This window comes from Streptomyces sp. NPDC054794, from assembly GCF_053611585.1.
In genome coordinates this window covers 1-2,277 of the sequence record NZ_JBSHAQ010000136.1, presented here as the reverse complement: position 1 = coordinate 2,277, position 2,277 = coordinate 1, and the positions used below count along the sequence as shown (strand labels likewise).

The window sequence follows — 2,277 nt, the reverse complement described above, 5'->3', positions numbered from 1 at the left end:
CCCACGGCGTCCGCAGCCTCCTGCTCACCAGCCGACGCGGCACCCACGCCCCCGGCGCCACCGAACTCACCACCGAGCTGAAGGAGTTGGGCGCCAGGGTCGAGATCGTCGCCTGTGACGTGACCGACCGCTCCGGCCTCGCCGAGCTCCTCGCCGCGCACCCCGACCTCACCGCCGTCATCCACACGGCAGGCGTGGTGCGGGACGGGACGATCGGTTCGCTCACGCCGGAGGCGATCGACGCGCTGCGGGCGCCGAAGGCGGACGCGGCCCGTCATCTGCACGAGTTGACGGCAGAACTCGACCTCGACGTCCAAGCGTTCGTCCTCTACTCCTCCGCCGCCGGTGTGCTGGGCGGCGCGGGGCAGGGCGCGTACGCCGCGGCGAACGCGGCCCTGGACGCCCTCGCCGCCGAGCGGCGCGCGCAGGGGCTGCCCGGCACGTCCCTCGCGTGGGGACTGTGGGCACCGGAGGCCGGCGGCATGGGGGCCGGGATCGAGCAGGCAGACATCGAGCGCATGGCACGTTCCGGCGTACGGCCGCTCGCGGTGTCCGAGGGGCTCGCGCTGCTGGACGCCGCGGTCGCCACGGAACACGCCCTCCTGGTTCCCACCGGGCTCGACCTGCCCACCCTCGCTCGCACAGCGGGTGCGCAAGTTCCGCCGCTGTTCGCCCAGTTGGTGCGGCCGGTCGCCGTGCGCCGGTCCGCCGCCGGTGCCGGTGCCCCGGGCGGCCAGGAGCTCGCGCAGCGGCTGGCGGGGCTCGCGGGCCCCGACCGGCAGCGCCTGGTGCTCGACGTGGTCAACCGGCATGTCGCCGCCGTCCTCGGCGCGGTCGGCGGGCCCGGCAGCGGGGCGCCGGAGATCACCCCGGACAAGCCCTTCAAGGAACTCGGGTTCGACTCGCTCACCGCGGTCGAGCTCCGCAACGGGCTCGGCGCGGAAGCGGGTGTCCGCCTCCCGGCGACGCTCGTCTTCGACTACCCGACCCCGGCCGAACTCGCCGGGTTCCTGCTCCGGCAGCTGGTCCCCGAGGACCCGGCCGAGGGCGGCGACGCGGCGTACGAGGAGACCGTACGGGCGAGCCTGCGGGCGATCCCGCTGGCCCGGCTCCGGGACGCGGGCCTCCTGGACGCGCTGCTCGAACTCGCGGGCCACCGGCCCGCGACCACCGGTTCGCCCCTGACGGCGGACGACCCGGCCGGCGAAGCCGGCGCAATCGTCGACGACATCGACGACATGGATGCCGAGAGCCTCATCTCGATGGCGCTCGAAGGATCGGACTTCTGATGACGCGGCTGACGACGCGCGACGCGGATTGGGTGAGGTAAGAGGTGTCTGGACAGAAGGTGTCTGCACAGAACGAGAAGATCGTCGAGGCTCTCCGGGCGTCTCTGAAGGAGACCGAGCGGCTGCGCGAGCAGAACCGCAGGCTGACCGCCTCGGCCCACGAGCCGATCGCCGTCGTCGGTATGGCCTGCCGCTACCCCGGCGGCGTCAACTCACCGGACGAGCTGTGGCAGTTGCTCGCCTCGGGCGGCGACGCCATCAGCCGCTTCCCCGAGGACCGCGGCTGGGACACGGACGGCCTCTACGACCCCGACCCGGACGCGGTCGGCCGGACCTACTCGGTCGAGGGCGGATTCCTCTCCCAGGCGGCCGAGTTCGACCCGGGGTTCTTCGGGATCAGCCCGCGCGAGGCGCTGGCCATGGACCCGCAGCACAGGCTGCTTCTCGAGACGTCGTGGGAGGCGTTCGAGCGGGCCGGTATCGACCCGGCCACCGTGCGCGGCAGCGCCACCGGCGTCTTCGCCGGCGTCATGTACAGCGACTACAGCGAGGTCCTGGAGCGCGCGACCGACGACCTGGAGGGCTTCCTCGGTGTCGGCGGCAGCATCGCCTCCGGCCGTGTCTCCTACGCCTTCGGGCTCGAAGGCCCCGCCGTCACCGTCGACACGGCGTGCTCGTCGTCGCTCGTCGCCGTCCACCTGGCCGCCCAGGCGCTGCGCGGCGGCGAGTGCTCGCTGGCCCTCGCAGGCGGTGTCACCGTGATGGCGACGCCGGACACCTTCGTCGACTTCAGCCGCCAGCGGGGCCTGGCCCCCGACGGCCGGTGCAAGCCGTTCGCCGAGGCCGCCGACGGCACCGGCTGGGGCGAGGGCGTCGGCATGCTCGTCCTCGAAAAGCTCTCCGACGCCCGCCGCAACGGCCACCGCGTCCTCGCGGTGGTGCGCGGCTCGGCCATCAACCAGGACGGCGCCAGCAACGGCCTCACCGC

General features: G+C 73.8%; 2 protein-coding genes. Both read left to right on the top strand.

What is annotated here, in order from left to right:
• Positions 1 to 1,289: beta-ketoacyl reductase (locus ACWGKT_RS48385; protein ID WP_453278804.1), on the top strand; the 1,289-nt coding region annotated here is incomplete at its 5' end.
• Positions 1,290 to 1,348: 59 nt separating this feature from the next.
• Positions 1,349 to 2,277: beta-ketoacyl synthase N-terminal-like domain-containing protein (locus ACWGKT_RS48380; RefSeq protein WP_453278803.1), on the top strand; the 929-nt coding region annotated here is incomplete at its 3' end.